Genomic DNA, 26,098 nt, shown 5'->3' with positions numbered 1-26,098 from the left:
TAACTTTCTTATTTACATTAAAGTACTTCAGGAGCCAACGAAACTATTTTCATATTGGTTGCACGTAATTCTCTCGCCACCGGTCCGAAAATACGGCTACCTCTGATTTCGCCAGCGCCATTCAATAATACACATGCGTTGTCATCGAAACGAATATAAGAACCATCCTGACGACGGATTTCTTTTTTCGTACGTACTACAACGGCTTTAGATACAGTACCTTTTTTTACATCGCTCGAAGGGATAACACTTTTTATAGCAACTACTATAATATCTCCTACGGAAGCATATCGACGGCCTGTACCACCTAACACGCGAATACAAAGAGCTTCCTTTGCTCCGCTGTTATCGGCTACTGTAAGTCTTGATTCTTGTTGTATCATATTACTTAGCTCTTTCGATTATTTCTACTAATCTCCATCTTTTTGTTTTGCTCAGAGGACGAGTTTCCATCAATCTCACTGTATCGCCAATGTTACACTCGTTTTTTTCGTCGTGAGCATGGTATTTTTTCGTTTTACTAACGAACTTACCATAAATGGGGTGTTTTTCTTTCCATTTAACGGCAACGGTAATGGTCTTTTCCATTTTATTGCTGCTAACAACCCCAACTCTCTCTTTTCTTAAATTTCTTTTTTCCATCTGGCTTGGTTGGTTATTGTTTATTAAGTTCTCTTTTGCGCAACTCACATTTCATGCGCGCAATCATCCTGCGTTCTTTGGTTATCTTAGCAGGACTGTCCAAGGGAGAAACACTATGATTTATTTCCAACTGGTTGAGAGCTACGACTGCAGCGTCCAGTCTTTCAGCCAATTCCTTGGAACCCAATTCTTTGATTTCTGCTTTCTTCATACCTTATTACACATTTTGACTTGCATCGTAGTCACGACGAACTATAAACTTAGTAGTCACCGGCAATTTTTGTGCAGCCAGACGCAAAGCTTCTTTCGCTACTTCAAAAGGAACACCTTCGACCTCGATTAAAACTCTACCAGGGGTAACAGGAGCCACGAATCCTTCAGGCGAACCTTTTCCTTTACCCATACGTACTTCTGCTGGTTTTTTGGTAATCGGTTTATCCGGGAAAATTCTGATCCAGATCTGACCTTGACGTTGCATATAACGGGTAACAGCGACACGGGCAGCTTCTATCTGACGTCCGGTTATCCATTTCGATTGCAAACATTTTATACCAAAAGAACCGAAGGCCAACTGATTACCTCTTTGAGCGTAACCTTTCATACGCCCTTTCTGTTGCCTTCTGAATTTTGTCTTCTTCGGTTGTAACATCTTGTGTTAATTCAATTCGTTAACGATTCGTTTTTTGTTTTCTGAAGCCTTTTTTGGGGGCACCGCCATTGTTACCGCCACGAGACTCCTTCGCATTGTTTGTAAAGGCTGGAGCCAAGTCTTTTTTACCGTAAACTTCACCACGGCAAATCCAAACCTTAACACCAATTAAACCTACCTTTGTCAATGCTTCAGCTAAAGCATAGTCAATATCGGCACGCAACGTATGAAGAGGTGTTCTTCCTTCTTTATACATTTCCGAACGAGCCATTTCAGCTCCATTCAAACGTCCTGATACTTGAACTTTAATTCCCTCTGCCCCCATACGCATAGTAGAAGCAATAGCCATTTTAACGGCACGACGGTAAGCTATTTTACCTTCGATTTGGCGAGCTATATTGCTTGCAACGATTTCGGCATCGAGTTCAGGTCTTTTTACTTCATAAATATTGATCTGTACATCTTTATCGGTAATTTTCTTGAGTTCTTCTTTAAGTTTATCAACTTCCTGACCTCCTTTACCGATGATAATACCCGGTCTTGCAGTACAAACCGTAATTGTTATCAGTTTCAATGTGCGTTCAATCACTATACGTGACACGCTCGCTTTTGCAAGACGGGCGCTGAGATACTTGCGGATTTTGCTATCCTCCAGCAGGGTATCTCCATAGTTTTTGCCGCCATACCAGTTAGAATCCCATCCTCTGATGATTCCCAAACGGTTACTTATCGGATTTACTTTCTGTCCCATCCAGCTTAATTTTTGTTATCGTTTTTACTCATTGTGTCAACAAACAAAGTTACGTGGTTCGAACGTTTACGAATTCTGTATCCTCTGCCCTGAGGAGCCGGACGCAGTCTTTTCAACATTGCAGCAGCATCTACATAGATTTCTGTAATGAAAAGTTCTCCGTTTTCGGCCTTACGTTCGTTTTTATTCTCCCAATTGGCAATGGCAGAACGTAACAATTTCTCCAGTCTTGCAGAAGCTTCCTTGTTAGAAAACTTAAGTACGCCAAGAGCTTTGAATACTTCCATTCCTCTTACCATATCTGCGACAAGACGCATTTTACGGGGAGAAGTAGGAACATTATTTAACTTAGCAAAATACTGAGTTTTCTGGGCTTCCTTCCTTTTTTCGGCTGATATTCTTTTTCTTGCACCCATTTTTTAATTCTTTTTTTTATTAGAAATTCTCAATTCCCGTTCAGGCCCTTATTTTTTCTTGTTACCACCATGACCACGGAAGTTACGAGTAGGGGCAAATTCGCCCAACTTGTGACCTACCATGTTTTCGGTAACGTACACGGGAATAAATTTATTACCATTGTGAACTGCAAAAGTATGACCTACGAAATCCGGAGAAATCATAGATGCACGCGACCATGTCTTAATAACAGACTTTTTGCCTGTTGCCTCCATGGCAGCTACTTTTTTATCCAGCTTCACACTGATATATGGGCCTTTTTTTAATGAACGACTCATAATTGTTTCAATTAATCAGATTACTTTTTCCTTCTTTCAATAATATACTTTGAAGAATGCTTCTTCGGAGCTCTCGTCTTAAGACCCTTTGCATACAAGCCTTTACGAGATCTTGGATGTCCTCCTGATGAACGGCCTTCACCACCACCCATCGGGTGATCTACCGGGTTCATCGTAACACCTCTGTTGCGAGGACGACGGCCCAACCAGCGAGAACGACCTGCTTTTCCAGATCTTTCCAATGCGTGGTCGGAGTTTCCTACGCTACCGATAGTAGCTTTACATGTAGCAAGTATCTTCCTCGTTTCACCTGAAGGTAATTTGATAATTGCGTAATCTCCTTCTCTCGAAGTCAATTGAGCAAAAGTACCCGCCGAACGAACCATGAAAGCTCCCTGCCCCGGACGTAATTCAATATTATGAATTACCGTACCGATAGGAATGTTTTTCAATGGCAATGCATTACCTATCTCAGGTGCAGCATTTTCGCCAGACATTACAGTTGCTCCCACTTCTAAGCCGTTGGGTGCAATAATATAACTCTTTTCACCGTCAACATAATATAATAAAGCGATACGAGCCGAACGATTAGGATCGTACTCAATTGCTTTTACTGTTGCCGGCACACCGTCTTTTCTTCTCTTGAAGTCAATAAATCTGAATTTACGTTTGTGTCCGCCACCAATATAGCGCATAGTTCTATGCCCTTCGTTGTTACGTCCACCCGATTTTTTTGTACCTACTACAAGAGACTTTTCTGGCGCACTAGCAGTGATTTTATCAAATGCACCAATAATTTTGTGTCTCTGCCCCGGTGTTGTGGGCTTTAATTTACGTACTGCCATTTTCTAATTAAATATTGCTATAAAAATCAATAGTTTCACCTTCTTTTAATGTAACCATAGCTTTCTTATAAGCTGCAGTACGTCCTTGTATAAGACCAGATTTGGTATAACGGCTCTTGTTTTTTCCGTTATAGTTCATCGTATTTACTGCTTTTACGGTTACACCGTATAAATCTTCCACTGCTTTCTTTATCTGCAGCTTATTTGCTCGCGGATCCACACAAAAGCCGTAGCGGTTAAGCTTTTCGCCTAATGCGGTCATTTTCTCCGTCACGATAGGTTTTATTATCACTTTCATTTCAAGCCTCCTCTACTTTAAAGATTATTAATAACAGCCAATGAGCTCTCGGTAAGAACCAAAGCATTGTTATCCAACACCTTGTACGTATTGAGTTCAGAAACTGTCACTACTTTTGCGTTTGCTAAATTACGAGCGGACAAATATACGCTTTTATTTTGGTCTGCTAAAACTAAAAGTAACTTTTTATCAGCTACTTGCAGGTTTTTAGCCAAGCTAACAAATTCTTTAGTTTTAGGAGCTTCGAAAGTAAAATCTTCGACTACGATAATTGCATTTTCCTGAGCCTTAAATGTCAATGCACTCTTACGAGCCAAATTTTTTACTTTTTTATTCAATTTAAAACGATAATCACGTGGTTTAGGGCCGAATACGCGTCCTCCACCTACCATAACCGGCGAGTTGATATCACCACTACGAGCTCCTCCCGTACCTTTTTGCTTTTTCAGCTTACGGGTACTTCCCGATACTTCGCTTCTTTCTTTCGACTTGTGAGTTCCCTGGCGAGAGTTTGCTAAAAACTGTTTTACGTCCAGATAAATAGCATGTTCATTGGGCTCAATGCCAAAAACGGCATCGCTCAAGGCAACTTTCTTTCCCGTGTCCTCACCTTTAATGTTATATACGCTCAGTTCCATTATTTTTCAATTATTACGATTGAACCTTTACTTCCCGGTACCGATCCTTTGATAAGCAAAAGATTGTGTTCCGGCATTACTTTTAACACTTGAAGGTTTTGTACAGTTACTCTGTCGCCACCTGTCTGACCAGCCATACGAGTTCCTTTGAACACACGGGCAGGATAAGAACATGCACCTATAGAACCGGGGGCACGTAAACGGTTATGCTGACCGTGAGTAGACTGACCTACACCACCGAAACCATGACGTTTTACTACACCCTGGAAACCTTTACCCTTTGATGTACCGATTACATCTACATATTCGGTACCTTCGAACAAGTCAACTGTGATTGTATCACCTAAATTGTAGCTTGTTTCAAAACCTTTGAACTCGGCCAAGTGTCTCTTGGGTGTTACTCCAGCTTTTTTGAAGTGTCCGGCTTCCGGTTTGGTAGTGTGTTTGTCTTTTTTATCAACAAAACCCACCTGTACAGCTTCATAACCATCATTTTCAATGGTTTTCAGTTGAGTAACTACACAAGGACCAACTTCGATAACAGTGCATGGAACATTTTTACCATCGGCACTGAAAACGGATGTCATTCCGATTTTTTTTCCTAATAATCCTGGCATTTCTCTTAATTTTTAAATCACACTTTAATTTCTACTTCCACTCCACTGGGCAACTCCAACTTCATCAATGCATCTACTGTTTTTGCAGTAGAGCTGTAGATGTCGATTAACCGCTTGAATGAAGACAATTCGAACTGTTCTCTTGACTTTTTATTTACAAAAGTCGAACGGTTTACAGTGAAAATACGTTTGTGGGTAGGGAGGGGTATAGGACCGCTTACTACTGCACCTGTAGCTTTCACCGTCTTAACAATCTTCTCAGCCGATTTATCAACCAAGTTGTGATCGTAAGATTTTAATTTAATTCTGATTTTTTGGCTCATATTGATATTAATAATAATAACATTTATTACAACAAATCTACTCTACCGTTAGCTTCGGTCAATACAGACTTAGCGATCGACGCACTTACTACTTCGTAGTGAGAGAACGTCATAGTAGAGGTTGCACGCCCCGAAGTGATTGTACGTAAAGCGGTCACATAACCGAACATCTCGGCCAAAGGAGCTTTTGCCTTTACGACACGTGCACCCGAACGGCTCGACTCCATACCTTCAACTTGCCCACGACGTTTATTAAGGTCGGAAATCACATCACCCATACTTTCTTCCGGAGTAACCACTTCTATTTTCATGATAGGTTCCATCAACACAGGACCTGCCTTTTCAGAAGCTTTCTTAAATGCCTGAATAGCACAAAGCTCGAAAGACAACTGATCCGAGTCAACCGGGTGAAACGAACCATCTAACAAGGTAACTTTAAGACGATCTAAAGGATATCCAGCCAAAACACCATTTTTCATAGCATTGGTGAAACCTTTTTGTACCGAAGGAATGAATTCTTTAGGGATATTACCTCCCTTTACTTCATCTACAAATTGCAATGTTCCTTCAAATGAATCGTCAGCAGGTTCAACACGTACAATAATATCGGCAAATTTACCACGTCCACCTGTTTGCTTTTTAAACACTTCACGCAACTCAACAGGCTTGGTAATAGCCTCCTTATAGGTAACCTGAGGACGTCCTTGATTACATTCTACTTTAAATTCACGCTTCAAACGGTCGATAATAATATCCAAGTGAAGCTCACCCATACCACTAATTACCGTCTGTCCTGTTTCTTCATTTGTCTGTACACGGAAAGTGGGATCTTCCTCAGCCAATTTCTGCAAACCTACACCTAACTTATCAAGATCTTTTTGCGTTTTAGGCTCAACAGCAATACCGATAACGGGATCGGGGAAGTCCATAGCTTCAAGTACGATAGGAGCATTTTCCGCACACAACGTATCACCTGTACGAATATCTTTAAAACCTACTCCTGCACCTATATCTCCACATTCGATAGATTCTTTCGGATTCTGTTTGTTCGAATGCATCTGGAATAAACGGGAAATACGTTCTTTTTTACCGGAACGAGAGTTATATATGTATGAACCGGCTTCAATTTCTCCAGAATATACACGGAAGAAGCAAAGGCGTCCTACATAGGGGTCGGTAGCGATCTTAAATGCCAAAGCACACATCGGCTGATCGAAAGAAGGATTTCTTACGATTTCTTTTTCAGGATCATCGATTGCATGACCCACTACAGCAGCCGTATCGATAGGACTTGGAAGGAATGCACAAACTGCATCCAACAGTTTCTGAACACCTTTATTTTTGAAAGAAGAACCGCATATCATAGGAACGATTTCCATAGCCAAAGTTCCTTTGCGTATAGCAGCACGTATTTCATCTTCAGTAATAGTAGATGGATCGCTAAAATATTTTTCCATCAAAGCATCGTCACATTCGGCGATCTTTTCTAACATTTTATCTCTCCATTCTTCAGCTTCTTCTTTCAGGCTGGCAGGAATTTCCTCTTCGCTATAATCAGCACCCATAGTTTCATCATGCCAGTAAAGAGCTTTCATCGTAATCAAATCGACTACACCTTTAAAAGTTTCTTCAGCACCGATAGGAATCTGAATAGGACAAGGGTTTGCCCCCAATACATCTTTGAGCTGGCGAACCACTTCAAAGAAATTTGCACCCGAACGGTCCATTTTATTTACATAACCGAGACGGGGAACATTATATTTATCTGCTTGGCGCCAAACTGTTTCGGACTGAGGTTCTACACCACCTACAGCACAAAATGCAGCAACAGCACCGTCAAGCACACGCAAGGAACGTTCTACCTCTACGGTGAAGTCAACGTGTCCCGGAGTGTCAATCAGATTGATTTTAAATTTTTCATTACCGTAATTCCAGAAAGTAGTGGTAGCAGCAGAAGTAATCGTTATACCACGTTCCTGCTCCTGTTCCATCCAGTCCATTGTAGCAGCACCATCATGTACTTCACCAATTTTGTGAGTAAGACCGGTATAAAACAAAATACGTTCCGAGGTAGTTGTTTTACCGGCATCAATGTGTGCCATAATACCAATATTCCTGGTATACTTTAAATGAGCGTCAGATTTTGCCATCTTTTTTTCCCTTACTTATTATTGTCAATTAAAATCTAAAGTGAGCAAATGCACGGTTAGCTTCTGCCATTTTATGCATATCCTCTTTACGTTTATATGCACCACCCTGTTCGTTAAAAGCGTCAACGATCTCAGCAGCCAATTTGTCTGCCATCGTTTTTCCACCTCTTTTACGAGAGTAGTTAATAAGATTTTTCATTGAAATAGATTCTTTACGGTCGGGGCGGATTTCGGTAGGAACCTGAAAGGTAGCTCCACCCACACGGCGGGATTTCACCTCTACTTGAGGAGTTATGTTTTCTAATGCTTTCTTCCAAATTTCGAGGGAAGATTTTTCCTCATTCGGCATTTTAGACTTCACAGTCTCCAAAGCAGTATAGAAAATAGTATAGGCGGTACTTTTCTTGCCGTCATACATTAAGTGGTTAACGAATTTCGTAACCTTCACATCACTGAAGACAGGATCAGGTAATACGATCCTTTTCTTAGGTTTTGCTTTTCTCATTTTTTACAAAAATTGTTGTTCTTGTTTTTGGTTGCTTATTACATCTTCAACAAGGTCCTCCGACCCTATTTACTCAACCCAATCAGCCTATCCAATAAACTAAAACCAGCGTTTTTACACTAATTTAAAATTCTCTTGTTGGTTTTCCAAGCCGGCAGGTAAATTACTTCTTACCTTTTGCTGCAGGTGCCGCTCCCGGTTTAGGTCTTTTAGCTCCGTATTTGGAACGACGCTGAGTACGTCCGCTCACGCCGGCAGTATCCAAAGTACCGCGTACGATATGATAACGCACACCAGGAAGATCCTTCACACGACCGCCACGTACAAGTACGATAGAGTGTTCCTGCAGGTTGTGACCTTCTCCCGGAATGTAAGAGTTCACCTCTTTACCATTTGTCAAACGCACACGTGCTACTTTACGCATTGCAGAGTTAGGTTTTTTAGGAGTCGTAGTATAAACTCTCACGCATACGCCACGTCTTTGAGGACATGAATCCAATGCAGGAGATTTACTCTTGTCTTCCAAAACTACCCGTCCTTTTCTTACTAATTGCTGAATTGTAGGCATTTCTTAGAACTTTTTTAATCTTAAAATTATAAATCTATTATTTTTCAGTTTCTCTCTAAACAGACGCCAAAAATGGCCATTATTCTCACATAATCAACAAATTAGGCGAGAATATGAGCCTTTTACAGCATCAAAAACTTTGCAAAGATAAACACTAAATCATTAGAAACCAAACATATTGATAATATTTTCTCACTATTTTTCATTTTTCCTTTCTCAGGAAAGTAAGAAAAAGAATATATCGCATATTATACACATCCCACGTTCCGGCGCATATATCTTTCCGTAAAAGAAACGACAGAGCTACTTCTTCATAATCAATCAAAACATTCCGCCTCATACAAAAATGCCCCTCCCTTGTCTTTTGACGACAATATCATCCGGGCCGCGGGAACCGGCCATTGTATTCCTATTTGCGGATCATCGAAACGGATAGACGCCTCCTGTTCTGGCGCGTATACATTATCCACTTTATAATTGAACTGCGCCGTACCGCTCATAACCAAAAAACCATGAGCAAATCCTCTGGGTATATATAATTGCTTTTTATTCTCTGCAGACAGTTCCACCGCCACATATTTTCCGAAACAAGGAGATGACCTCCGTAAATCTACAGCCACATCCAGGACGTTACCCGATGTCACACGTACTAATTTAGCCTGCGAATATATCCCTTTTTGATAATGCAACCCACGTAATACCCCGTACACCGAACTGGATTCATTATCCTGAATAAAGTTTACCGGGCCTATATGGGCATCAAATTCGTGTTTTTTATAGCTTTCCATAAAATAACCCCGTATGTCTCCGAACACACGAGGTTCTATTACATAAACACCCGGAATTTCTAATTCTGTAAATTGCATATTTCTATTTTTTTCCAAAAATACAATAAAATAAAAATATGAGCAACTTACCGAAATAAAACGATTATATCCGTCTTAAATATATTTATACCATATATTTTATTTGTTTATCATAACTTTATGAATATCCACACCTAAAGGAAAATAAATCTTAAGAACATAAATCCTGCCAGACAAAACCGACAATCCTTCCAGGACATAAGGACTTGAAAAGACCTAACTCCGTTCTCTACCATTTTATCGGTCGTTTTAACAGTCATTACACCATCGTTGAGATTGGTATAAGGAACCTTATGATTATCCGAAACAGCACCAACAGACTTATCTGCTTTTACGGAACAGACATAGGGAAGTGCTCCTCATCTAATCCGGGAGCAAACATTATTAAAAAATCGAGAACAGAAGGCACAAGGTCTCCGTAATGTTTAGATAACCTTTTTGTGTTTTCGTAGTATAATAACTTCAAATTACATTGTTCCAAAATAATCAGAAAAATATATTTTTAAAATTATCACGAAAAAAGAAATTTACAATAGTTTGCAAGTTTCTCTTTCAGCCATTCATAACTATTTAAACAACGCTCATTATTAATCTCAATGACAGTAATTTCCATACATGTGCAGAATAATCGTCACCCAGTGTTCCGTTGTAATCATGCCAGGCCTGCTCCAGCCTTTTACCATTAAACCAATAAGAAGTTTGTCCCTCTCTCAACCCCAGAATCAAATCCTCGGCCCAGTTCTTTAATTCCGCCTTCAACCATTGGCGGGAAACACTTTCACATCGGCAAGGGGCCAGCCTTACATCTTCGGGTAACGCCCGGTGTGCCATATCGGCTACTAAAGAAGACCTTTTTGCATTTAGGTCCCGTTTATATTCCGACGGTATGGCAAAGGAAAATTCCAGCAATTTGTGATTCAAGAACGGACGTCTTAAAAGGACTGTATAAGCAGAACTTATTTTATCGTGAAACCGGAGTATGTGAGGAATTCGCTCCTGAAAAAGGTCGCTATATCTCAGATTTCTATTTTCATCGGAAAAATAATGCGGATAGACCGGTTTCCTTGCCAATTTCCGGAACTCAGGATCTAAAACACCGCTATCATCGAGTACATCAAACCGTAATCCGGAATTCATCCAGTCGCACTGCCATACATCTTCCAGCCCCAGACTATCGCACAACACACCTACTCCCTTTCGCCGTGTCGTTCTCATCATATACGACCAGGCCAACGAATCCAAACCGTCGAACGGTTCTTCCTGACAATGAGCGATATGTATAGCCTCATTTACTGCCTGTCTCGGAGTAAGCTTTACCCTGTCGAGACGAAACGGTGTACCGGCAAGCATTTCTTCAATCCACAGAATATCGCTTCCGGCCAATGATCCGTGATAATAAGAAAATACTTTAAAAGGATACCCTTTTCCGTGCCTGAACATAGATGATAACAGAATTGCGGAATCTATTTTACCGGACATACAAAATCCTATCGGTACACCGGCCTGAATATTTTCATGTATACTTTCATCTATCAGCTCCAAATAATGTTCGGATATTTTTCTTCGGTCATTGGGCATTTGCACTTTTTCCACTTCGTCCCCGAAAGAATACCAACGGGATTCCCTTATCGAATAACCGTTATAATATATAGCACAACCGCCAGGTAACTGAAATATCCCATCCCAAAACGTTTCCCCGGGTGAACCATAAGAAGAGTAAACGAAATATCCGGCCCAACGTTCCGCTGAAGCTTTATGCTTTATCCCCGCCGCAAACAAGGCTCTTATTTCAGAGGCAAAATAAAAATTCCCACGCTGAAAAGCATAATACAAAGGCTTGATCCCGAAACGGTCCCGCGCCAAAAACAAATGCCGGGCCGTACGGTCATATATGGCTATAGCAAAAATACCGTTAAAACGGCGGAGACAATTCTCCCCCCATCGATGATACGCTTTCGATATAACTTCTATCATTCCTTTTGTGCGAAAATTATAATGCCGGCTTAATTCCTGATGTAATTCTGGATAATTATAGATTTCACCGTCAACGATAACGACCAGTCCCGTATCTTCATCCGAAAAAGGCTGATTCGATTCATCAAGCATATCCAATGTTTTCTGCCGATTATGAGATAGTCCTATACCGGCATCCAAAAACAAGTCGGTCCACAGGTCTTCAAAATCATTCCCTCGGTGAATCTGAGACTGTGTCATAAGCATCAACTTCTTTGCTATTTGTTCTTCTTCTCCTGCTATTCCTGCTATTCCGCACATATCTGTTTTATTTATGATAACTCAACTTTCAGGATTTCTTTCTTGACTTCACTCTGAAAAACAAATCTTGTATGGTATCGGTCTGCCTGAAATCTTCATCCGTTACTTGCACTCGATATTCCTCTTGTATCATCAGAGAAAGCGATACTGCTAAAACCGCATTCCATTCCGACAATTCTTTATAGCATGTAAAAGGTCTCAGATTTTCTTTCCGAGTCTTGTACATCATAGATGCTATTAAATCCAAAAAATGCCTTTCTTCCATAAATACCTTCTTTCATCCTGACTTTTTTAACGGACTAAGTCGGAGTATTGTTCATTTTTTTAAAACCGATTATAGATACAAAAGATAAAAAAGGTATATTTGTCTCGATCAACATTTTTTATATAATGAAAAGAAGTATCTTTTTTTTACTATTCGCAATCGTTTTTTTCTGTACAAAAGCAAAAGTTTCGTCCTCGTTACAGGTAAAACAATACACGCTAAAAAACGGATTGACCGTATGGCTGAACGAAGATCACAACCAGCCCAAAATATTCGGGGCAATCGTAGTAAAAGCAGGTGCAAAAGATTGTCCGGATACAGGAATAGCACATTATTTCGAACATATGATGTTCAAGGGTACAGACAAAATAGGAACGACCGATTATTTCGCCGAAAAAATATGGTTGGACTCTATAGCTAAAAAATACGACGAACTCGCCACAAAAATATCCCCGAACGAGCGCAACAATATACAGACAGAGATTAACACCCTCAGCATAAAAGCCGGAGAATATGCCATACCCAACGAATTCGACCGTTTACTTACCCGATACGGGGGTACAGGGATCAATGCAGGAACATCGTATGACTGCACAGTTTACTACAATACCTTCTCCCCTCAATATATCGCCCAATGGGCAGAAATCAACAGCGAGCGCCTGATCAACCCTGTATTCCGCCTTTTCCAAAGCGAACTGGAAACGGTTTACGAAGAAAAAAATATGTATAGCGATTTCATCGGATACCAGGCAATAGAAAATCTTACAAAACGATATTTCGAACCTCATCCATACGCATACCCCATACTGGGCAACACCGACAACCTGAAAAGTCCCAGGCTTACCCAGATGGCACGTTTTTTCAAAGATTACTATGTCGGTTCCAATATGGGGCTGATATTAAGCGGAGATTTCGACACACAAACAGTCTTACCTATTCTGGAAAAGACTTTCTCCAAAATCCCGTCAGGAACAGCACCCCGATCCGGCACAGCTCCTCCCCCTCCGTTCAAAGGGAAAGAACATTTCAAAATAAAATTACCTATTCCCATCGTAAAAATAATGGGACTGGGATTTAGGGGAGTTCCTGCCAATCACAAAGACCAGATCGCTTTAAATATTGCAATAGGCATATTAAATAACTCAAACGGGACCGGATATCTCGACCAACTTTCCAGCGGCCATAAACTGCTGGGAGCACAAGCTATCAATGAAAGTCTGAACGATGCCGGTATACTGGGAATATTAGTTATGCCCAAAATAATTTTCCAGTCCTATTCATCTGCGGAAAAACTTGTTTGGAAACAAATCGAACGTATCAAAGAGGGTGATTTCACTGATGAAATGTTTCGAAATTTAAAACTGGAACAGAAACGATATTATGACACCCAAATGGAGGATATAGATTCCCGTAGTTCTGTAATGATGGAATTATTTTCACAGGGAAAAACCTGGGATGATTACCTAAATTTTGTGAACCGTATCGACTCCTTGACAAAAGAAGATGTAATAGAAGCAGCAAAAACGTATTTCAATGGCAATTATCTGTATGTAACTAAAAAAACCGGTAATTATCCTAAAGACAATATCTCAAAACCCGACTTCAATCCCATCGTGCCAAAAAACAGTGAAGCTAAATCCAAATATGCCTTGCAACTGGAACAAATGCCTGTCATCAACCACCCTCCTAAATATATAGACTTTGACAAAGACATCCATACTACCGGCTTAACCGAGTTTGTCACCTTATATACAACAGAAAATCCCGTGAATGATATATTTTCGCTGGACATTTCATACAGAACCGGAATACTGGATAATTCTATCCTGACACATCTGGCGGATTATCTATTATATCTGGGAACCGACTCCATAACATATCAGGATTTCCGCAACCGGTTGCAATCATTAGGCAGCACTCTTTCATTCAGCTCAGACGACAAGTCTTTCATTATTCACATTTCAGGATATGACAATCACTTTGACGAAACACTCGTTTTAGTAGGAAACTTTATGAAAAATGCCAAAGCGGATAAAAAGCAACTAAAACAAATTAGAAATAACGAACAGCTGGAAAAACACTCTTTTTTTAAATCGGGCGATATGATAGCAAACGCCATATTAGAGAAAGTTATGTATGGAAATTCATCCCGCTATCTTACTAAATTTTCTTATCCCGAAGTAAAAAAAATAAAAGAAGACCAGTTGTCAAAAGCATTTGCCCATATACAAGAAATTGCCTGCGATATTCATTATTGCGGAAAACTATCATCTTCTCAGGTAGAAAAGAGCATCAGAAAATACATTCCTGTGGAGAAATCCAAATATGAAGCTCATACCCCCGTTCACCGGGAAAAACTTTCTTATAATGAATCCCTAATCTATTTTTATGATATGCCATCTTCCTCACAAAGCATTATTATGGGATATGTTAAAGGCGATACGGCAAAAGATTCCAAAGACAGACATATGTCTCAGTTATATACCGGATATTTCGGAGGCGACATGTCTTCTTTACTATTTCAGGAAATAAGAGAATTCAGGTCTTATGCTTATCGTGTAAATGCAAAATTCCAGTTTCCTTCACCTGTACATAAAGGAAAATCCGGGATACTTCTAAGCATGTTATCCACACAAGGAGACAAAACAATCGACGCGCTCGGAGTATTGGATTCACTCATCCGCTTTATGCCTCAAAAACCTGAACGGATATCTGCCACTAAACAATTTATTACGAATAACATCAATAACAATTATCCTTCTTTCCGGGATATTTCAAAGAAAGTAGCATCCTGGAAGCACGCCGGTTATAAAGAAGATCCGAACCGGTCTTTATATACAGGCATACAAAATACCGATATAAATGATATAAGCAGATTTTATGAAGAACAGGTATCGGGACGTCCCATTATCTATATTATTGTAGGAAATTCCAGAACAATAAATATGGAAAAACTGTCTTCTTTCGGAAAAATAATCAAGGTAAAAGAGAAAGATATATACAGGTAAAAAACCTTACTTTGCCAACAATTGTTTCATAAAAGGATTTCAATTTAAGTAAAAAATAAAAAGAATAATCAATGAATATCATACTTTTTGACACTACACGAGCACACGAGAACCTACTTCCGCTGACTTTTACGAGACCTCTTGCCGATATACGAATAGGTATATTTACCATACGTGAAAAATGGGAAAAACAAATACCGGGTATTTATTCTTATTGGACGGAGCCTTATCTGTCCGTCAAATTCCCTGCCGTTTTTGAAAATGAAAACCTTTTTATAGCGGGTAATTGTCTGCCGTCTCCAGCTCTATCGGACATGATAACAGATTTATCCTCAGGAGAAGCCCTTACCTATAAACAGGAATTAATAGCTTATAAGGGTCATAAGGAAGGATTCCTTCGTCAACAATTCGAATCCGTAAAAGAATTGGACGTCCCCCCCCTATCTATAGAAATGCTTTATGATATATTTATCAAGAACGGAGAGGCCATGATAGATGACTTTAAATATATTACTTCCCATGGGAACAGCTCTGTCCCGAGCCCTACAAACCGGATCATAGGAGACCCGTATTTCCCGGACGGAACTCCTAAAATCTTTATCGAACCGGGGGCAACCGTAGAATGTGCTGTTTTAAATGTTATGAATGGTCCTATTTATATCGGGAAAGAAGTGGAAATAATGGAAGGTAGCTGTATACGGGCTCCGTTTGCCGCCTGCAATCATTCCGTCGTAAATATGGGAACCAGAATATACGGGGCTACTACACTCGGACCATATTGTAAAGCAGGAGGAGAACTTAACAATGTCGTTATGTTCGGGTATTCAAATAAAGCACATGATGGCTTCCTCGGAAATGCCGTAATAGGGGAATGGTGCAATCTGGGAGCAGGAGCAACAGCATCTAACCTCAAGAACGATTACAGTGAAATAAAATTATGGAATTATACCACTCGGCGCTTTTTACGCACCGGATTACAGTTTTGCGGATTAATTATGGGCGATCATTCTAAAGCCGGAATTAATACGATGTTCAATACGGCAACAGTTATAGGCGTAGGAGTAAATATACATGGCGCCGGATTCCCCCGTAATTTCGTGGCATCGTTCAGCGAAGGAGGTACATCCGGATTCAACGATGTCCAATTACCCAGGTTTTTCTCTATTGCCGAAAAAGTGATGGCCCGAAGAAATATGACACTCACCGAGATTGACAAAACAATTCTGGAATCTATATACAACCAGGCGGAACAATATAAATAAATAATATGACGATAAAACGTTTTCTGTCAATTCTACAATACAAAAATTGTTTTATCTCTATATTTATACCATATTAATTTTGTAACTTTTTAAACACAAATATGGTTTAGGCATTACACCCAAAAGAAATTGACGATGTTTTTAAAGACACCCAATCATTCAATAAACTACCTCCAGGCCAAAAGTAAAACAGCAACTTACTTCCTGCCGATACAGTCATACTCGATTTAAATCTAAGAGAAAAATCTTATCGCAAATAAAACACGCTCTACAATATTAAACTACGCAGTATAAAAAATACAAGACTTGATCACTTATGCCGATGAGACACCCTTAGCAGCAATATTTTTATGAGATCAAGCCACCGGGCAACCTATCTATACGTCGCATCGTCACATGAAAAAAGAATTTTAATATTAACTCATGCTTTACAACAAAGACAATACGTATAGTCAAATATACTCTTGTACCATATACGATCATCTATTGAATAATACCTGCTCCGGAGCCATCACATCCGATATATTTTCTATACGAATTCAAATGAGGGTTCGGGCTTGAAATGTTCCTCCACCTGGGATGTTGAGTATATCAGATAAACAAATATAAATAAAATCCACAATAAACTACGTCAACTTCACCATACTCATAAAATAATAGAAATAAATACATTAAATATATTATTTATAATTACCTTTGAATAATAGTCTTTAATAAATAGAAACTCCGATTATCCCATTAAAACTATAATTATAGCTACTTTGAATAGATAATATACGCATACAATTATGAATAAGTTTCAAAGTTTTTTCGCTAATTTCCTGAAACGCAAAATCGAAATGCCGTATTCAACACGAAATATCGGCATGGAGGATTTGAATAACGAAATTATATCCGTAACACCCGATATGATATTTATCCATGATAAAGAGTTGAACATCATTAAAGTATTTAATGCCGATGATACCATACTGCCTATCCCTTCACAAAAAATGATAGGGATGAACGTTCGTGATATTATTATGGACAAAAAAATGGCGGAAGATTATGCCAGAAACCTTAACCATGCTATTAATAACCAGACGCGAAGAAGGTTTGAATTCAATCTACCTGTACGAGGGAAAATCATATATTTTGAAGTATGTACCGCATATTTAAAAGAAAACCTTGTCATTACATTTTTAAGAGATATAACCGAGAATACCTTAAATAAAATTGAATCTGAAAAATTAAGAATATTCCTGAACCGGGCTATGGAAAATATGGCAATCCCCGTTTCCATAAAAGATATGACTACTGAAAAATATATATTCTGGAGTAAAAAATCATCTTTCTTCGGGCTTACATCAGAAGAAGTCATCGGAAAAACGGAACATCTTTTCATGAATTATGAAGAAGCAGAAGCCATTCGTAAATTTGACAGAGATTTAGCCAAGACAAATGGCTCGTATCAGGATATAGAAACATTCGTTACTAAAGATGGGGTAACACATTCATTACTTGTAACCAAGAATATCTTTTCATACGGAGATACCAAATGGCTGGTATGCAGCACATCAGATATAACAGATTTACAAAAACAACAAGAACAGATAAAATCGGTTACCCAAAAACTGATGCTAGCCCTTAATATAAGCCGCATGATGCTTTGGAATTACGATATAATAAACAAAGAATTCATCCTGGATTCCAAACAAATAAAAGGCTTGCCTGTAGAAACTCTAAACTGGGATCTGAAAATCCCTCTCGATAAATTTCTGGAAGCTATTCATCCTGACGACCAAAGTGGTATTTGTACAGATTTTGACAATTTCGAAAAAGGTTTAGTGGATAATATTCAAAAAACAATAAGAGCCGACTTCAGAAAAACAGGGAAATACACATGGATAGAATTACATATATCAATAGAAAAAAAAGATTCTTCAGGAAAAATAACACGTTTGATCGGTACTACTGCATCGGTGGACCAGCATAAAGAAATGGAACTATCCTTAACCAAAGCTAAAAATGAATTTGAAATTACCAATTCGATCCTTTCTTCCGTATTAAGCTTATCAAAAGTTCTTCCTTGGGATTGTGACGTTCCTACCCAAATATTCTCATGCAATTACGATATTTATCATCACGAAGACCAAAAAGAACCTATCAACGGCAAATATTATTGTTCGGTAGAAAAATATATCAATTCCATACATCCCGATTACAGAGAACATATGCGTAACGTCTTTACCGATCTCCTCAACGGAAAATGTACAGAATTTCACGAAACATATCAGGTACATTGGTACAACGACCGGGAATACGAATGGATAGACAAGCAAGGAGCCATTTACGAATATGATGAAAACGGCACGCCGAAAACAATTATAGGTTCAAGTATAGTAATCACCGAGCAAAAACGGATGGAACAAAATCTGATGCTGGCCAAAGAACAGGCAGAAGAAAGCAACAGGCTAAAATCGGCATTCTTGGCGAATATGAGCCACGAAATACGTACACCTTTAAATGCAATAGTAGGATTCTCCGGAGTACTTGCTCAAACAGATATAGAAGAAGAAAAACAAGAATATCTCAATATTATTGAAAATAACAATGCCCTCTTATTACAACTGATCGGAGATATTCTCGACCTGTCCAAAATAGAAGCCGGTACATTGGAGTTTATTTATACCGACGTGGATATAAACTCGTTATTGAATGAAATAGAACAAATAACAAAACTAAAAGTAAACAGTGGCAAAGTATCTGTTTCTTTCACCGAAAAAATACCTGAATGCATCATAAATACCGAGCGTAACCGCTTATCTCAAGTAATCAACAACTTCATTACGAATGCTATTAAGTTTACCGAAAAAGGAAATATAAATTTCGGATATCGATTAACTGATGACGGATATATCTATTTTTATGTTTCTGACACCGGCTGCGGAATACCGGCAGATAAACGGGATCAGATATTCGGACGTTTTGTTAAATTAAACGATTTCGCACAAGGGACAGGATTAGGACTGGCTATAAGCGAAAGCATTATCCAACGGCTGGGAGGAAAAATCGGTGCCGAATCTGCTGAAGGAAAAGGTTCCACTTTCTGGTTCAAAATCCCATACAAACCTGTCCAGAATATCGAGAACAAATCGGAAAAATTACAAGACATAACTTTGGGAGAAACAGGTATAGTAGAAAAACCCACTATTTTAATTGCTGAAGATAATGCCAGTAATTATAAATTATTCGAAACCGTTCTAAAGAAAAACTATACCTTAATCCATGCATGGAATGGTATCGAAGCAATAAGATTGTTCAAAGAACAAAATCCTCATATCATATTAATGGATTTAAAAATGCCCGAAATGGATGGCTATGAAGCTACCCGGAAAATAAGAGAAATATCCGGCTCCGTGATTATCATCGCTGTTACGGCATTTGCATTCGCCGAAGATGAACAAAAAGTACTCAAGAGCGGCTTCAACGATTATTTACCTAAACCCATCCATGCACAGGAATTAAAAGATAAGATACAAATATATCTGGACATAAATAAATAAGCGTTCAACAGATAATTTACAAATAAGAAACCATCTTCTATTTGATTGAAAATAAAAGATGGTTTCTTAATCTTACGATAATAACACTTACACTATTTTTGTACCTTTTTCAGGATAACACAGACAATCTGCCCGGGTTATCAAAACTTCCCGCACACCGGCACGAATAGCCCCAAAAGCGTTTTCTAATTTAGGAATCATACCTCCTTGTATGATTCCATTTTTTACATAATCCAAAAAACCGCAATAATCGATTTCATGAATTACGCTGTTATCATCATCTTCCTGCAATAAAACTCCGGGCTTTTCAAAACAATAGACTAGTGTCACATCAAAAAAAGAGGCAAGTGAACAAGCCGTCTCCCCGGCTATAGTATCAGCATTCGTATTCAGCATATGTCCTTTACCATCATGAGTAAGAGGAGCCATTACCGGCACAATTCCTTCTCCGATAAGCTTTGCCAGAACAGAACCATCTGCACGTTTTATATCGCCTACAAATCCATAATCAACACTGCCTGCAGGACGTTTATCGGATAATAATACGTTCATGTCTGCTCCGGTTAGTCCCAAAGCATTTACTCCCAATGCCTGTAACCCGGCTACTATATTCTTATTCACAAGACCGCCATAAACCATTGTTACCACTTCCAGCATTTCGGCATCGGTAACACGGCGTCCATTTATCATCTTACTTTCTATGCCTAATCGGGCGGCAAGACGGGTAGCAGAGCGGCCACCTCCGTGTACCAGGACCTTATGACCCGGAACCATAGAAAAATCAGATAACAAGTTGAGTAATGTATCCGGCTCTTCTACAATTTTACCGCCGACCTTAATAAGCGTAAGCTTTTCCATCACTATTCAGCACCGTACTCCATCAGGTACGCCTTAATAAAATTATCTATATCACCATCCATCACGCCCTGAACATCGGACGTCTGGTAGTTGGTCCTATGGTCTTTCACCCTGCGGTCATCAAAAACGTAACTGCGGATTTGGGAACCCCATTCGATTTTCTTCTTTCCCGCTTCTATTTTTTGTTGCTCGGCCATCTTACGTTGCAACGCCATATCATATAGCTGAGACTTCAATAAACGCATGGCATTCTCACGATTGTCCAACTGAGAACGGCTTTCGGTATTCTCTATCAGGATTTCACGAGTCTCTCCCGTTTCCGGATCTTTATAGTTATACCGTAACCGCACGCCTGTTTCTACTTTATTCACATTCTGTCCGCCAGCTCCGCCGGAACGGAAAGTATCCCAAGAAACATCGGCCGGATTAATATGAATCTCAATAGAATCATCAACAAGAGGAGTTACAAAAACCGATGCAAAAGATGTCATTCTTTTTCCCTGAGCATTATACGGGGAAACACGCACCAGACGATGTACGCCATTCTCGCTTTTTAAATAACCATAGGCAAAATCACCTTCTATCTGCATCGTCACCGACTTGATACCAGCCTCATCACCTTCCAGTAAATTCGCAACCGATACTTTATAATGGTGCTGCTCGGCCCAACGAAGATAAAGCCTCATCAACATAGAAGCCCAGTCCTGACTTTCCGTACCACCCGCACCGGAATTAATTTTAAGTACGACACCCAGTTTATCTTCTTCCCGTCGTAACATATTCCTTAACTCCAGCTTTTCAAGCATTGTCACGGCACGTTCGTAAATCTGGTCAAGTTCTTCTTCCGTAATTATCCCCTCTTTTACAAAATCAAAGGCCAGTTTCAACTCTTCTACTTCTTTATCGACTTCTTTATATCCGTCAATCCAAAAATGAAGTTCTTTGACTTTACGCATCTGCGCCTCAGCTTTTTTCTGATCTTCCCAAAAGTCGGGCACATGAGTGCGCAATTCTTCTTCTTCTACTTCTATTATCTTTGAATCGATGTCAAAGGTACCTCCTAAGCGCAAGCTTGCGCTCTTCCGTCTCTTTTAATTGCTCTTGTGTAATCATATTTATATTCTATTTTAAATAATCACTTATATAATAATGACTAAGGGTGTACAAAAATATACACCCTTAGCCATTCTGCCAAATTTTATCTCTATTTAAGCATACATTGCTTCTATCTCGGCACTATAAAGTTGGTTGATTATAGGTCTGCGTATTTTTAAAGTATTTGTCAATTCACCCGTTTCCATACTGAATGCACGGGGAAGAAGAGTAAATCGTTTTATTTGTTCGAAACGTGCAAAATTCTTTTGTAACGTATCTATACGCTCCTCAATAAGTTTATGTATTTTCTGGTTTTTAACCAGTTCTTCCAGATTATGATATTTTATCTGTTGTTGTGCGGCATATTCTTTTAAAGCTTCATAAGCCGGTATTATAATAGCCGTTACATATTTCCGCTGGTCTCCGATAACAGCAATCTGGTCAATATATTTATCTTCTCCCAACCGGGTTTCTATAGCCTGGGGAGCAATGTATTTGCCGTTTGAAGTTTTAAATAAATCCTTGATACGTTCCGTTAATACCAATGAACCGTCTGCAGATAATTTTCCGGCATCGCCTGTTTTGAACCAACCATCCTGCGTAAAAACCTTGGCTGTCTCTTCAGGCTTCTTATAATAACCTTTCATTACCGTAGCCGCCTTTACCAGAATCTCGTTATTTTCTCCTACCTTAATTTTCACATCGGGCATAACACTTCCCACCGTACCTATTTCATAACCGGTAAAGTCGAAGCACGTCACTGTAGCAGTCGTTTCCGAAAGTCCGTAACCATAGACTATGTTTATTCCACAGGAATGCAGGAACTCGTTTATAGTATCGGACAAAGGGGCTCCGGCTGTGGGAAATATATTTCCTTTTTCAATGCCGATCGTTTTACGTATTTTATTTAAAACGATTTTATCGAAAAATTTATATTCCAACTCCAACCATAACGGAGCCATCTTATTCTGCCGAACATAATCGAGATTATATTTTTTACCCACTTTCAAGGCGCGTTTCATCAATAAACGAACGAGACCTTTCGAGGATACCATTTTTTCTTGGACAGCCGTATAAACTTTTTCCCAGAACCTGGGTACACTGCACATGATAGTAGGACGTACTTCACGTATAGTTTGCTGAATATCTTTAGGATTGAGATTGATTGCCACGCGCATTCCAACGGTCAAACAGAAATAAGTCCAGGCTCTTTCAAATACATGGGTAAGGGGTAGAAAACAAAGTGACACATCCTTATCGGACACGCAAATCAATCTTTGCCGGTGTATACGCATAGCTTCATCCAGATTCGAATGAGTCAACATTACACCTTTAGGTTCTCCGGTAGTCCCCGATGTATAAATAAGGGTAGCAAGATCATCCGGAGAGCCATTTGAGCGACGTTGCTCCACCACAGCATCATTGTCGGCATGGCGTCCCATTTCCATAAAATTATCAAAATAAATAGATGTCGTATCCTCTTTTTTCAGGCAAACCGTATTATCAAAAATGACAAGTTTTTCCAAAGTCTTGCAAATACGCTGCGCCTCGATTGCATTGTCATATTGAGCCTGTTCTCCGACAAAAAGGAAACGAATCTCCGCTTCATTTATAATATATTCTATCTGATCTAAAGAACTTGTAGGATATAACGGAACCGGAACAGCTCTGTTATCGAATGCGGCAAAATCCACAATAAGACCTTCCGGCTTATTTTGCGTATAAGTACCGATATTCTCCAATTCACGAATTCCAATCATAGCCATAGCCTTAGCAGCATCTGTAACTTGTTCGGAAAAAGTATTCCAGGAAGTGGATATCCATGTGTCTGAAGAATAGTCCCGGTGGCTGAATGCCTCCCGTTCACCATATTTAGAAGCCTGGCGACGGACTAGAGAAGTAAGTTGATTTATCATATAAAAACGTTCAAAATCTGCGACAAAGTTAATCATTAATTATATATGAATTTATTTTTAATAAGATTTAAACCCTATTTCATACTATTTATATAGCTCTTACTGAATAATCGCGCTATTTTATACATATTTATATACATATATTATTTTTTATTTATAATTAAACCTACTCGTTTTACTCTATTCATATTCTTAAAAGCATTAACCCATACAAGATTTAAAGCTTTTATAGAGAGAAAAAACGGAAAAACTTTTATCTTTGCCATATAAAGATTACAAAAATGGCTACTAAAGACGAATTATATTATAAGGCCTTGGATTTGTTAAAAAATCTAATCAGCAATCCGTCCATAAGCCGGGAAGAAGTAAAAGCCGCCGACCTCATCGAATCGGTCATATCGTCTGAAGGCATCACTTCTTACCGTAAAGGCAATAATGTATGGGCAATTTCCCCACAATATAATTTATCTCATCCAACTATTTTATTAAACTCACATATCGATACGGTAAAACCGGTAGCAGGCTGGAAAAAAGAACCTTTTATGCCTGTTATTGAAGACGGCCGGCTTTACGGTCTGGGCAGCAACGATGCCGGCGCGTCTGTAGTTTCCCTTCTTTCCGCTTTTCTATATCTCATAAAAACAGACCAAAAATACAATTTGATCTTTCTGGCTTCTGCCGAAGAAGAAGTATCCGGAAAAAACGGAATAGAAAGTATCCTCCCTGAATTACCGGTTATAGATTTCGCTATAGTGGGAGAACCTACCGACATGGCTCCGGCGATAGCCGAAAAAGGACTTATTGTTCTGGATTGTAGTGTATACGGAACATCAGGACATGCAGCCAGAAACGAAGGGGAAAACGCAATATATAAAGCTCTGCCTATAATCAGCGCTTTACGGGATTTCTCTTTTCCGAAAATTTCCGAAAATTTAGGCAGCATAAAAATAAGTGTCACACAAATACAGGCTGGAACACAACATAACGTTATACCCGACCGTTGCGACTTTGTGGTAGATATCCGAACAAATGACCATTATACGAATAAAGAAGTCGTAGATATCCTGAAAAAACAAATTCCATGCGATATCACACCCCGCTCTTTACGGCTAAACTCTTCCCGTATCGAACTTTCGCATCCTTTCGTCCAACGGGCAATTATAGCAGGAAAACAACCTTTCGGTTCCCCGACATTGTCCGATCAAGCCCTTATGCCTTTCCCCTCGGTAAAAATAGGCCCGGGCGATTCTGCCCGTTCTCATACGGCAGACGAATATATCAAACTTGATGAAATAAGAGAAGCTATAGAACTATATATATCCTTATTAGACAGACTAACTTTAAAATAATCACCGGATAAACCAATCGGCTAAAAAAGAAAAACCCCGGCCGGTAACAGAAGCAAGCCGGTAACTAATGCGGAATAAACTTTTTAAATAAATATCCGGAACATCTTTTATTATTTCCCTATATAACACCTTTCCGTCATCACAACCCTCATAGCTATATATTCCGGCCATTACTATACGTTTAAAAGAAATAAGTTTCGCAAAATAACATTTATTCGGAATGTTGCTCTCCATCACAGCTTCAAATGTACGATCCAGAGAAAGAGTTATATCTTTACTGGACGAAGAATAATTCACTCCGCTAATACTATCCTCATGCAAATATATATCTGCCAAAGGATTTTTTTTTATCCATCCGATACGGGAAGTATTTAACAACAGCCGGACACCAAGATTCCAATCCTGCCAGCGCATCAGTTCTTCACTCCAGCCTCCTACCGATCTTAATAATTCTGTTCTCACTGCAAAACGCTGTGTACCCAAAATCCCATATAATATTTGTGACTTCAACGGATCTTTAAAAGATGTTTTAGAGAACAACCTCTGCCCGTCTCCGGTGACAAACCGGACAAAACCGGCAACAATATCCAGTTCCCGATTATCGTTGAATTCCTTCATATATAAAGAAACTGTCATGGGCAACAGAACGTCATCGGAATCAAAAAACATAACATACCTACTTTTCACTTCAGAGAATCCCTTGTTACGGGCAGCATTGGCTCCCCGTTTTAATTCCTGTAAAACATCAACCGTAAAATCATCCGTCTCATATTCCGATTTTAACCGATGACAAACAGACAAGGAAGAATCTGTCGAACCATTATCAACCAAGATCAATCTTAACGGACGATATGTTTGCTCCCGTACAGAAAGAAACATCTTTTCAATCCATTTTTCCCGATTGAAAACGGGGACAACTATCGACATGATTTCTCGCATA

At 39.3% G+C, this 26,098-nt stretch carries 26 protein-coding genes; 4 read left to right on the top strand and 22 right to left on the bottom strand.

Annotation, left to right across the window (positions count from 1 at the left end):
* Positions 1 to 17: 17 nt before the first annotated feature.
* The 18 genes from rplN to OCV73_RS11510 all read right to left on the bottom strand — a co-directional run bounded on the left by rplN (position 18) and on the right by OCV73_RS11510 (position 12,125).
* Positions 18 to 383 (bottom strand): 50S ribosomal protein L14, encoded by a 366-nt coding sequence (gene rplN, locus OCV73_RS11595; RefSeq protein ID WP_147552372.1) that lies wholly within the window; start codon positions 381 to 383, stop codon positions 18 to 20.
* Between the two features lies 1 nt (position 384).
* Positions 385 to 642, bottom strand: coding sequence for a 30S ribosomal protein S17 (gene rpsQ / locus OCV73_RS11590; protein WP_147552371.1), 258 nt, complete (start codon positions 640 to 642; stop codon positions 385 to 387).
* Between the two features lie 13 nt (positions 643 to 655).
* Positions 656 to 853 carry a 50S ribosomal protein L29 gene (gene rpmC / locus OCV73_RS11585; protein WP_147552369.1) on the bottom strand — a complete coding sequence of 66 codons (198 nt, stop codon included), beginning with the start codon at positions 851 to 853 and terminating at the stop codon, positions 656 to 658.
* A 6-nt stretch (positions 854 to 859) separates the two neighbouring features.
* Positions 860 to 1,291 (bottom strand): 50S ribosomal protein L16, encoded by a 432-nt coding sequence (rplP, locus tag OCV73_RS11580; RefSeq protein ID WP_147552367.1) that lies wholly within the window; start codon positions 1,289 to 1,291, stop codon positions 860 to 862.
* A gap of 19 nt (positions 1,292 to 1,310) precedes the next feature.
* Complete coding sequence (rpsC, locus tag OCV73_RS11575) at positions 1,311 to 2,042, bottom strand: 30S ribosomal protein S3 (RefSeq protein ID WP_147552365.1); 732 nt, start codon at positions 2,040 to 2,042, stop codon at positions 1,311 to 1,313.
* 5 nt (positions 2,043 to 2,047) lie between these two features.
* Positions 2,048 to 2,458 carry a 50S ribosomal protein L22 gene (rplV, locus tag OCV73_RS11570; RefSeq protein ID WP_147552363.1) on the bottom strand — a complete coding sequence of 137 codons (411 nt, stop codon included), beginning with the start codon at positions 2,456 to 2,458 and terminating at the stop codon, positions 2,048 to 2,050.
* 48 nt (positions 2,459 to 2,506) lie between these two features.
* Positions 2,507 to 2,776 (bottom strand): 30S ribosomal protein S19, encoded by a 270-nt coding sequence (rpsS, locus tag OCV73_RS11565; protein WP_147552362.1) that lies wholly within the window; start codon positions 2,774 to 2,776, stop codon positions 2,507 to 2,509.
* A gap of 20 nt (positions 2,777 to 2,796) precedes the next feature.
* The gene (rplB, locus tag OCV73_RS11560) at positions 2,797 to 3,621 is read right to left on the bottom strand and encodes a 50S ribosomal protein L2 (RefSeq protein ID WP_147552360.1); all 825 of its coding nucleotides are present in this window, start codon (positions 3,619 to 3,621) and stop codon (positions 2,797 to 2,799) included.
* Between the two features lie 7 nt (positions 3,622 to 3,628).
* Positions 3,629 to 3,919 (bottom strand): 50S ribosomal protein L23, encoded by a 291-nt coding sequence (rplW, locus tag OCV73_RS11555; RefSeq protein ID WP_147552358.1) that lies wholly within the window; start codon positions 3,917 to 3,919, stop codon positions 3,629 to 3,631.
* Positions 3,920 to 3,936: 17 nt separating this feature from the next.
* A complete protein-coding gene (rplD, locus tag OCV73_RS11550) occupies positions 3,937 to 4,557 on the bottom strand; it encodes a 50S ribosomal protein L4 (protein ID WP_147552356.1) in 621 nt (206 codons plus the stop codon).
* Positions 4,557 to 5,174: a 50S ribosomal protein L3 gene (gene rplC / locus OCV73_RS11545; protein ID WP_147552355.1), complete on the bottom strand. Its 618-nt coding sequence runs from the start codon at positions 5,172 to 5,174 to the stop codon at positions 4,557 to 4,559. Before rplC ends, rplD begins: the two co-directional genes overlap by 1 nt.
* Before the next feature lie 17 nt (positions 5,175 to 5,191).
* Positions 5,192 to 5,497 (bottom strand): 30S ribosomal protein S10, encoded by a 306-nt coding sequence (gene rpsJ, locus OCV73_RS11540; RefSeq protein ID WP_147552353.1) that lies wholly within the window; start codon positions 5,495 to 5,497, stop codon positions 5,192 to 5,194.
* Positions 5,498 to 5,523: 26 nt separating this feature from the next.
* Positions 5,524 to 7,647, bottom strand: coding sequence for an elongation factor G (gene fusA, locus OCV73_RS11535; protein ID WP_147552351.1), 2,124 nt, complete (start codon positions 7,645 to 7,647; stop codon positions 5,524 to 5,526).
* Between the two features lie 28 nt (positions 7,648 to 7,675).
* Positions 7,676 to 8,152: a 30S ribosomal protein S7 gene (rpsG, locus tag OCV73_RS11530; protein ID WP_147552349.1), complete on the bottom strand. Its 477-nt coding sequence runs from the start codon at positions 8,150 to 8,152 to the stop codon at positions 7,676 to 7,678.
* 163 nt (positions 8,153 to 8,315) lie between these two features.
* Positions 8,316 to 8,720 carry a 30S ribosomal protein S12 gene (gene rpsL / locus OCV73_RS11525; RefSeq protein WP_147552347.1) on the bottom strand — a complete coding sequence of 135 codons (405 nt, stop codon included), beginning with the start codon at positions 8,718 to 8,720 and terminating at the stop codon, positions 8,316 to 8,318.
* Positions 8,721 to 9,037: 317 nt separating this feature from the next.
* A complete protein-coding gene (rfbC, locus tag OCV73_RS11520) occupies positions 9,038 to 9,586 on the bottom strand; it encodes a dTDP-4-dehydrorhamnose 3,5-epimerase (protein WP_147552346.1) in 549 nt (182 codons plus the stop codon).
* A gap of 570 nt (positions 9,587 to 10,156) precedes the next feature.
* The gene (locus tag OCV73_RS11515; protein ID WP_147552344.1) at positions 10,157 to 11,860 is read right to left on the bottom strand and encodes an asparagine synthetase B family protein; all 1,704 of its coding nucleotides are present in this window, start codon (positions 11,858 to 11,860) and stop codon (positions 10,157 to 10,159) included.
* A 28-nt stretch (positions 11,861 to 11,888) separates the two neighbouring features.
* On the bottom strand, positions 11,889 to 12,125 hold the full coding sequence (locus tag OCV73_RS11510) for an acyl carrier protein (RefSeq protein ID WP_147552342.1): 237 nt from the start codon (positions 12,123 to 12,125) through the stop codon (positions 11,889 to 11,891).
* A 125-nt stretch (positions 12,126 to 12,250) separates the two neighbouring features.
* On the opposite strand from OCV73_RS11510, the gene OCV73_RS11505 reads away from it, so the two are divergent.
* From OCV73_RS11505 to OCV73_RS11495, 3 genes are all read left to right on the top strand, one after another.
* Positions 12,251 to 15,133: a M16 family metallopeptidase gene (locus OCV73_RS11505; RefSeq protein ID WP_147552340.1), complete on the top strand. Its 2,883-nt coding sequence runs from the start codon at positions 12,251 to 12,253 to the stop codon at positions 15,131 to 15,133.
* Between the two features lie 71 nt (positions 15,134 to 15,204).
* Entirely contained in the window at positions 15,205 to 16,395 is a 1,191-nt protein-coding gene (locus OCV73_RS11500; protein ID WP_147552338.1) for a putative sugar nucleotidyl transferase, read from the top strand.
* A gap of 788 nt (positions 16,396 to 17,183) precedes the next feature.
* A complete protein-coding gene (locus OCV73_RS11495; protein ID WP_147552336.1) occupies positions 17,184 to 19,940 on the top strand; it encodes an ATP-binding protein in 2,757 nt (918 codons plus the stop codon).
* 87 nt (positions 19,941 to 20,027) lie between these two features.
* Here the strand turns inward: OCV73_RS11495 and argB are convergent, their stop codons facing one another.
* From argB to OCV73_RS11480, 3 genes are all read right to left on the bottom strand, one after another.
* Complete coding sequence (gene argB, locus OCV73_RS11490) at positions 20,028 to 20,798, bottom strand: acetylglutamate kinase (RefSeq protein WP_147552334.1); 771 nt, start codon at positions 20,796 to 20,798, stop codon at positions 20,028 to 20,030.
* A gap of 2 nt (positions 20,799 to 20,800) precedes the next feature.
* Positions 20,801 to 21,911, bottom strand: a protein-coding gene (prfB, locus tag OCV73_RS11485) for a peptide chain release factor 2 (RefSeq protein ID WP_147552332.1) whose coding sequence is annotated in 2 segments (ribosomal slippage) — positions 20,801 to 21,847 and positions 21,849 to 21,911 — 1,110 coding nt in all. Because the reading frame shifts where the segments join, the coding sequence is not laid out codon by codon here.
* A 95-nt stretch (positions 21,912 to 22,006) separates the two neighbouring features.
* Complete coding sequence (locus tag OCV73_RS11480) at positions 22,007 to 23,809, bottom strand: AMP-dependent synthetase/ligase (RefSeq protein ID WP_147552331.1); 1,803 nt, start codon at positions 23,807 to 23,809, stop codon at positions 22,007 to 22,009.
* A 281-nt stretch (positions 23,810 to 24,090) separates the two neighbouring features.
* Between OCV73_RS11480 and OCV73_RS11475 the strand changes: the two genes are divergently transcribed.
* Positions 24,091 to 25,158: a M20 family metallo-hydrolase gene (locus OCV73_RS11475; RefSeq protein ID WP_147552329.1), complete on the top strand. Its 1,068-nt coding sequence runs from the start codon at positions 24,091 to 24,093 to the stop codon at positions 25,156 to 25,158.
* Here the strand turns inward: OCV73_RS11475 and OCV73_RS11470 are convergent, their stop codons facing one another.
* On the bottom strand, positions 25,159 to 26,097 hold the full coding sequence (locus tag OCV73_RS11470; protein ID WP_147552327.1) for a glycosyltransferase family A protein: 939 nt from the start codon (positions 26,095 to 26,097) through the stop codon (positions 25,159 to 25,161).
* Position 26,098: the final 1 nt, after the last annotated feature.

It is taken from the genome of Barnesiella propionica (genome assembly GCF_025567045.1).
Classification (GTDB): Bacteria; Bacteroidota; Bacteroidia; order Bacteroidales; family Barnesiellaceae; genus Barnesiella_B; species Barnesiella_B propionica.
Note: the sequence above shows the minus strand (reverse complement) of the source record. Positions and strands in the feature narration are given on the sequence as shown.

Excerpts from the sequence above, each read along its gene's own strand:
- rplB (WP_147552360.1), bottom strand. The coding sequence starts at position 3,621 with ATGGCAGTACGTAAATTAAAGCCCACAACACCGGGGCAGAGACACAAA.
- rpsS (WP_147552362.1), bottom strand. The coding sequence starts at position 2,776 with ATGAGTCGTTCATTAAAAAAAGGCCCATATATCAGTGTGAAGCTGGAT.
- rpsL (WP_147552347.1), bottom strand. The coding sequence starts at position 8,720 with ATGCCTACAATTCAGCAATTAGTAAGAAAAGGACGGGTAGTTTTGGAA.
- fusA (WP_147552351.1), bottom strand. The coding sequence starts at position 7,647 with ATGGCAAAATCTGACGCTCATTTAAAGTATACCAGGAATATTGGTATT.
- OCV73_RS11515 (WP_147552344.1), bottom strand. The coding sequence starts at position 11,860 with ATGTGCGGAATAGCAGGAATAGCAGGAGAAGAAGAACAAATAGCAAAG.
- OCV73_RS11470 (WP_147552327.1), bottom strand. The coding sequence starts at position 26,097 with ATGCGAGAAATCATGTCGATAGTTGTCCCCGTTTTCAATCGGGAAAAA.
- OCV73_RS11500 (WP_147552338.1), top strand. The coding sequence starts at position 15,205 with ATGAATATCATACTTTTTGACACTACACGAGCACACGAGAACCTACTT.
- rplV (WP_147552363.1), bottom strand. The coding sequence starts at position 2,458 with ATGGGTGCAAGAAAAAGAATATCAGCCGAAAAAAGGAAGGAAGCCCAG.
- rpsQ (WP_147552371.1), bottom strand. The coding sequence starts at position 642 with ATGGAAAAAAGAAATTTAAGAAAAGAGAGAGTTGGGGTTGTTAGCAGC.
- rplN (WP_147552372.1), bottom strand. The coding sequence starts at position 383 with ATGATACAACAAGAATCAAGACTTACAGTAGCCGATAACAGCGGAGCA.
- rplD (WP_147552356.1), bottom strand. The coding sequence starts at position 4,557 with ATGGAACTGAGCGTATATAACATTAAAGGTGAGGACACGGGAAAGAAA.
- rpmC (WP_147552369.1), bottom strand. The coding sequence starts at position 853 with ATGAAGAAAGCAGAAATCAAAGAATTGGGTTCCAAGGAATTGGCTGAA.
- rpsC (WP_147552365.1), bottom strand. The coding sequence starts at position 2,042 with ATGGGACAGAAAGTAAATCCGATAAGTAACCGTTTGGGAATCATCAGA.
- OCV73_RS11475 (WP_147552329.1), top strand. The coding sequence starts at position 24,091 with ATGGCTACTAAAGACGAATTATATTATAAGGCCTTGGATTTGTTAAAA.
- rplP (WP_147552367.1), bottom strand. The coding sequence starts at position 1,291 with ATGTTACAACCGAAGAAGACAAAATTCAGAAGGCAACAGAAAGGGCGT.
- OCV73_RS11505 (WP_147552340.1), top strand. The coding sequence starts at position 12,251 with ATGAAAAGAAGTATCTTTTTTTTACTATTCGCAATCGTTTTTTTCTGT.
- rplW (WP_147552358.1), bottom strand. The coding sequence starts at position 3,919 with ATGAAAGTGATAATAAAACCTATCGTGACGGAGAAAATGACCGCATTA.
- OCV73_RS11480 (WP_147552331.1), bottom strand. The coding sequence starts at position 23,809 with ATGATAAATCAACTTACTTCTCTAGTCCGTCGCCAGGCTTCTAAATAT.
- argB (WP_147552334.1), bottom strand. The coding sequence starts at position 20,798 with ATGGAAAAGCTTACGCTTATTAAGGTCGGCGGTAAAATTGTAGAAGAG.
- OCV73_RS11510 (WP_147552342.1), bottom strand. The coding sequence starts at position 12,125 with ATGGAAGAAAGGCATTTTTTGGATTTAATAGCATCTATGATGTACAAG.
- rfbC (WP_147552346.1), bottom strand. The coding sequence starts at position 9,586 with ATGCAATTTACAGAATTAGAAATTCCGGGTGTTTATGTAATAGAACCT.
- rpsG (WP_147552349.1), bottom strand. The coding sequence starts at position 8,152 with ATGAGAAAAGCAAAACCTAAGAAAAGGATCGTATTACCTGATCCTGTC.
- rplC (WP_147552355.1), bottom strand. The coding sequence starts at position 5,174 with ATGCCAGGATTATTAGGAAAAAAAATCGGAATGACATCCGTTTTCAGT.
- rpsJ (WP_147552353.1), bottom strand. The coding sequence starts at position 5,497 with ATGAGCCAAAAAATCAGAATTAAATTAAAATCTTACGATCACAACTTG.
- OCV73_RS11495 (WP_147552336.1), top strand. The coding sequence starts at position 17,184 with ATGAATAAGTTTCAAAGTTTTTTCGCTAATTTCCTGAAACGCAAAATC.